This window comes from Caulobacter sp. P1_B12_2 (genome assembly GCF_056406675.1).
Window position 1 is genome coordinate 1 of sequence record NZ_JBFTZS010000320.1, and the last position, 5457, is coordinate 5457.

Below are 5457 nucleotides of genomic sequence, written 5' to 3' on the forward strand. Positions count from 1 at the left end.
GGCCGCCCTGGGCGCTGGTCTGCAGGCCATGGGCGAGGCGACCACCTCGGAGCGCTGCTTCGAACGGGCCGTCACCTGCTACGACCGCGCCTCGCACATCCTCAAGACCCAGCCGGCTCTGGCCCTGCGCGCCGTGGTCGCCAACAATCGCGCCCTCAGCCTGGCCCGCTGCGCCGAGCTGACCGCCGACCTGGCCGTGCTGGACGCCGCCGAAATGGCCTTCAAGGCCGAGCTGACCGCCACGCCGGGCGCCCGCGATCCGGCGACCTGGGCCGTGACCCAGATGAACCTGGCCCGGCTCTACGAGGCCCGGGTCGAGATCACCGGCCGCGACGACGGACGTTTGGATAGAGCCGCGATGGCCCTGGCCAGCGCCTTCGACATCTTCGCCGAACTGGGCCTGCGGTCGCTGACCGACCTGGCGGCTCAGGGGTTGCAACGGGTGAAGCAGGCGCACCTCGCCTGACCCAAAATGAAACCGGACGGTCCCGAACGGGCCGGACCCAAAGACCAGTAGGGAAGACCCAGTGATCGCTTCGTTGCTCGCCGCCGCCGCTGTTTCGATCGTTCCGACGCCTGTCGCTCAGACGACCGCCCAGCCGGCCGTCACCCAGGTCAAGGACACCCAGCCTCAGATCGCCGAAGCGATGCTCAGCTGCATGGTCAAGCGCGACGGCGGCCTGACCGCCTGCTCGGTGCAACGCGAATACCCGGCTGAAATGGGCGTGGGCCAGGCGGCGCTGTCGATGGCCTCGCAGTTCCAGGTCGACCTGATGGGCCCCGACGGCAAGAGCCGCGCCGGCTCGTTCATCGACGTCCCGGTCCGCATCCGCATCCGCTAGGACCGCCCCTCTCGACCCCGGACGCGACGCGCTCTAGCTTGGCGTCGTAGCGTTTCGGGGGCGACATGGACGAGGGTTTCAGGGACTTGGACGTCTCGCGGGTCGTCTATCTCCTGATCTATCTTTTCATCGTCATCATGGGCCTGCGCGGGCTGCCGTCGGTCGCCCGTCGCCGAGCCGCGCCGCCGCGTTGCAAGACCTGCGCGACGCCGGTCGACCGGGACGCCGCGCCGCGCGGACCGTGGGGCGGCTGGACCTGTGTCGCTTGCGGCGGGGAAGTCGATCCGGCTCCCGAACCTACGCCTCGAACCGGCCTGCGCGGCTGGATGGACGCGTATCCGTGGGCCGTGCACGGCGCCGTCTGGGGTCTTGTCGTCTGGGGCCTGCTGGCGGGCCGAGACCTGTGGCTGCGCGAGCCGACGCCCGGCATCGTGACCTTGCCCCTGACCGTCGCCGGCGGCCTGGGCGTCGGCTGGCTGTTGACCCTGATGCAGGGGCGGCGGGGCTAGGGCTTCTCCGTCGATTTTGCTCGTCGAGCGTTCCCGTCACCAGCGGGGCGGCGGTGGGTCGTCTTCCGGCGGCGGCGGAGCGTACCGGTCTTCATCGGGCCGGTCTTCGTCGCGCCCGTCATCATAGCGGTCGCGGCGCTGCGCCTGCTCCCAGGTCGCGCGCTCCTCGCGATCCCGACGGGTCCAACGCTGCTCTTCCTCCGCCCGCCGGCGCTGAGCGTCTTCGAAGCGGTCTCGTCGCCAGGCCTCCCGCTCCCAGCGGTCGTCGACCGGTTCGGGCGGCGGCGCCAGATCGTCCGCCTCGTCGATCTGAGCGATCTGGATCGGCGCCCGACGCGGCGGCGCGGATGCGGTCGGAGCGGGCCGCGGCGCCGGCGTCCTGACGAACAGCGCCTCGCGGCCCTTGGTCATGGCCTGGGCGGCCTCGGACAGGCCGACGTCCAGGGGCGAACCGCGGGCGATCAGCGCCTTGGGCGGCTCGACCACGTTTATGCGCAGGCCGTTGTCCCCGGCCGCCTCGGCGGGCGGTTCGGGCCGCGTCAAAGCCGGCCAGACGGCCAGCGCCAAGGCCGTTGTCGTCACGATCCCAGCCGCGACGACGGCGACGGCCAAGGCCGTCGTGTTCTTGGGCAGTTCCACTAGGGCGCTCCGGAGACGGAAGGCCCCTCGACGGAAAGGGGAACGGGGTCGGCGGGCGCCAGTTCCGTGAGATCGTTCGCGACGATAGGGATGCGCGGTTCGATCAGTTCGAGGTCTTGCGATTCCGAAATTGGCGCGCCAAGAGTTCGACGGCGGCGTTGGCAAACGCCCATAGCAGCGCCGCATAGACGGCGGCCACCATGGCGTACATCGTCCAGAACCCAGCATCCATGCTCAAGGTGCTGTAGCGACCGCGCTTAGAATTGTAGAACGTTGTTACGTTACGCCACGCCTTCGCCTGGCCATTCGGCGTAATCAGGTCGCGCTGTCCCAGCTTGGCGTGAGTGATGATGTTTCTCTTCACGCCACCGGTCAGCGTCTCGGTGTAATAGGCGACGGTGAGGCGATAGGTTTGTCCTGGCGTCAAGCCGGGCTTGTGCAAGCACAGCTCGTCGTAAGGCCAGGGGCCGCAATACAATGAGACCCACTGTCCGTCCCATGTATGCAGCGAATAGTCGCCCTCATTACTGGGGTCCCAATGGTTTGAAATCCAGACGTCGCCTTCCACCGCCATTCGAGCGGCGGGAATGGTGACAGGCTTCGGGGAAAGCAGATGGGCGACAGGTCCAAGCGCCTCGCCGCCAAGCGTGATCAGCCCGAAAAGGCATGCCGCCATGAGCCCAAGGAGGCTCTGGGTGCCCTGTTCGGAAATGGGAACGCGTTTGCTGGGGATCATCGGTTAGGCGGTTAAAGGCGTTCGTCCGAAACAGACAGTCGGAAACGAACGCGGCGACTAAGCCGCCGCGACGTCGCCCGTCGTGCGGCGCATGCGCCAGAAGCGGATGGTGCGCAGGGCCGCGTCGCGGGGCAGGGCAGCGTAGAGCTCGCCATAGGCCTTGGCCTTGCCCATGGCGTTGTCGTTCGGATCCAGGATCAGCAGGGCGAAGGTCAGGAACAGGGCGCGGTCGAAGTCGGCGGCCTTGCAGACCACCGACAGGGCGTCCAGCTCGCGGCGCTCGATGATCTTGCGGGCGGTGTGGAAGTCGATGTCGGCCAGTTCGGCGAGGGCGACCAGGAACTGGCTGGTCTTGTTGGCGCGCAGCATGGCGACCAGGGCCTGGGGCGTTATGGCTCCGCGGGCCTTCAGGGCCGTGATCGCGGCGACCGCGGCCTGATAGTCGTCCGGCAGGGCGCCGTCATTGGCGGCGACGCGGTTGCGGCCGGCCTTGAGGGCGGCCTCCAGGATGGCCGGATCGACATTGGCGTTGCGCTCCATGATCCGGTCGCGCAGGCGCGCTTCGGCCACGAAGTACATCTCGTTGAGCAGGTCCATGGGCATGGCCGTGCGGTCGATCACCGCCTCGTGCAGGGCGGGATTKGCCGCCGCGCGGTCGACCGCCGCCTCGTGGGCCTCGCGCGACAGCACCGCGCCCTCGTTGCGCAGCAGGACGCCCAGGGTGGTGTCGTCGCCGCGCTCGACGATGGCGTCGGACACCAGGCTGGGCACCACGGGGCGTTGCGAGATGGCGCGCAGGTGGTCCTGGCCCTGGGTGCGGGCCACGTGCAGCAGGTCGGCTTCACTGAGCTGGGGCGCGCCTTCCAGGATCGGGCGGGCGATGGCGATGCTGTCGCTGGCCAGGGTCCGGGTCAGGGAGGGCGGCGGCGTGGCGGTCTGGCCCAGGCGCTCGGCCAGCTCGATCCGCACGGCCTCTTCCATCTCGCCGGCCAGTTGGCCCATCACGTCGTCGAACAGGCCCATCTCGACGTCGCCATGGCCGTCGGCGGCGAAGAACAGGTCGGTGACGCCCCGCAGCAGTTCGCGGCGGCGCGAGCTGGAGGGCTCGTCGGCCAGGGCGATGAGGTCATGGAGGCGCGACTGGATCAAAGGCCTTCGTTCCGGGTCTTGGCGCGGCGGGCCGYGCTGTCGTCGTCATCGTCGTCGCCGCGGGCAAGCCAGTCGGCCGAGCCATGCATCGGCGTGGCGTCCTTGGGTTCGGGAGGCGGTTCGGTGGCGGTCACCAGGACGCGGTTGTCAGGACCGGCGGGCGGCACGGCGTCGGGCGTCAGGCCGTAGTCGCGGTCCACTGAATAGTAGCGCGCGCGGCTCGCGCCGTTGTCGGCGGCGGCGACCTGGCGAGCGGGCGCGGGGGCGGTCGCCGGCGCGCTGACCGGGGCCACGGCCGTCATTCGGCTGCTGCGGTAGTTTGACCAGTCCTTGGCCGGGGCTGGGGCCGAGACTGGTGTCGGGGCGGCGACCGGCGACGGGCGCGGCGCGGCGTAGAGGCTGGTCGGCAGCGCCCGCATCGGCGGCGGCGCGGGGGGCGGTGTGTAGGCGGCGGGCGCGGGCGCCGGCCGGTAGCCGGCCCAGGTCGCCAGCGGAGCCGGTTGCGTCGGGGCGGACGTCACTGGCGCGGCGACATTGGCCGACGCCTGGCGCTTGTTGGCCCAGCCCAGCATCGGGCCTTCGTAGCGCGCGGCGGCGGCGGCGGAGGCTTGCCGGGGCGTGGTGGGACCGTAGCGGCTCTCGCGCGCGCCCTCGGCGTACGCCGGGGCGGCGACGCTGAACAGCACGGGCAGGAGCAGGACAAGACGCATCAACCGTTCCGACAGGGCGGGTAGGATCACGCCGATTGATAGGCCTGCGGGCTTAATCTTGGCCTAACGCGGCACGGTCTCGCTGAAAGATCGCGGCTTTTATGTCGTGTTCCCGACCTGGAGGCCGCCGGTCAGCGGCCGCGCCACCAGGCCAGCAGGCGGCGCTCGGCAAGGCTCATCAGGCCATGCAGGACCACGCCCATCACCGCCAACACCACCAGGGCGGCGAACACCCGGGCGGTCTGCAGGCGGTTGGAGGCCTCCAGGATCCGCCAGGCCAAGCCCTGGTTGCCGCCCGATCCGGCCACGAACTCGGCGACCACCGCCCCGACCACGGCCAGACCCACCGCGACCTTGTGGCCTTCCAGCAGGGCGGGCACGGCCGAGGGCAGGCGCAGACGCCACAGTCTCTGGATGCGACGCGCGCCGTAGAGGTCGAACAGGCGCGAAAGATCAGGATCGGTGGCCTTCAGGCCGGTCAGGGCGCCCGAGAAGATCGGGAAGAAGGCCGCCACCGCCGCTAGGGCGACGACGGCGCGCTGGGGGTGCTCGATGCCGGCCCAGATGGTCATCAGCGGCCCGATGGCCACCAGCGGCGTGACCTGAAGGGTGACGGCCACGGGCCGCACGGCGTCCTCGAGAGTCGGGTTCAGGCTGACCGCCAACGCCAGGCCGCAGGCCAGGACGCTGGCCAGGGCCAGGCCGACCAGGGCGGTCGACAGGGTGTTCCAGGCGCTGGCCAACAACAGCGGCCAGCCCTCGACCAGGGCGGCGCCGATCGCCGACGGCGCGGGCAGGATGTAGACGGGCACGGCCAGGACGCGGCAGGCGGTCTCCCAGGCGGCCAGCAGCAGGGCGATCAGGAGGAGGGG

General features: G+C 70.4%; 7 protein-coding genes and 1 pseudogene. 3 read left to right on the forward strand and 5 right to left on the reverse strand.

Features of this window, described 5'->3' with window-relative positions; genetic code table 11:
• The 3 genes and pseudogenes from AC1DZ6_RS17910 to AC1DZ6_RS17920 form a co-directional block, all read left to right on the forward strand.
• Window positions 1-466: pseudogene (locus AC1DZ6_RS17910) on the forward strand (hypothetical protein); the annotation flags it as partial.
• A 61-nt stretch (window positions 467-527) separates the two neighbouring features.
• Window positions 528-842, forward strand: a complete 315-nt coding sequence (locus AC1DZ6_RS17915; RefSeq protein ID WP_477098498.1) for a hypothetical protein — start codon at window positions 528-530, stop codon at window positions 840-842.
• Between the two features lie 65 nt (window positions 843-907).
• Complete coding sequence (locus AC1DZ6_RS17920) at window positions 908-1351, forward strand: hypothetical protein (RefSeq protein ID WP_477098499.1); 444 nt, start codon at window positions 908-910, stop codon at window positions 1349-1351.
• 36 nt (window positions 1352-1387) lie between these two features.
• Here the strand turns inward: AC1DZ6_RS17920 and AC1DZ6_RS17925 are convergent, their stop codons facing one another.
• The 5 genes from AC1DZ6_RS17925 to AC1DZ6_RS17945 all read right to left on the reverse strand — a co-directional run.
• Complete coding sequence (locus AC1DZ6_RS17925; RefSeq protein WP_477098500.1) at window positions 1388-1990, reverse strand: hypothetical protein; 603 nt, start codon at window positions 1988-1990, stop codon at window positions 1388-1390.
• A 103-nt stretch (window positions 1991-2093) separates the two neighbouring features.
• Window positions 2094-2726, reverse strand: a complete 633-nt coding sequence (locus AC1DZ6_RS17930) for a hypothetical protein (protein ID WP_477098501.1) — start codon at window positions 2724-2726, stop codon at window positions 2094-2096.
• A gap of 57 nt (window positions 2727-2783) precedes the next feature.
• A complete protein-coding gene (locus tag AC1DZ6_RS17935) occupies window positions 2784-3875 on the reverse strand; it encodes a DUF2336 domain-containing protein (RefSeq protein WP_477098502.1) in 1092 nt (363 codons plus the stop codon).
• Window positions 3872-4585, reverse strand: coding sequence for a hypothetical protein (locus tag AC1DZ6_RS17940; RefSeq protein WP_477098503.1), 714 nt, complete (start codon window positions 4583-4585; stop codon window positions 3872-3874). The genes AC1DZ6_RS17935 and AC1DZ6_RS17940 overlap by 4 nt, the downstream gene beginning before the upstream one ends.
• Before the next feature lie 131 nt (window positions 4586-4716).
• The coding region (locus AC1DZ6_RS17945; RefSeq protein WP_477098504.1) for an ABC transporter permease at window positions 4717-5457 on the reverse strand (741 nt) is incomplete at its 5' end.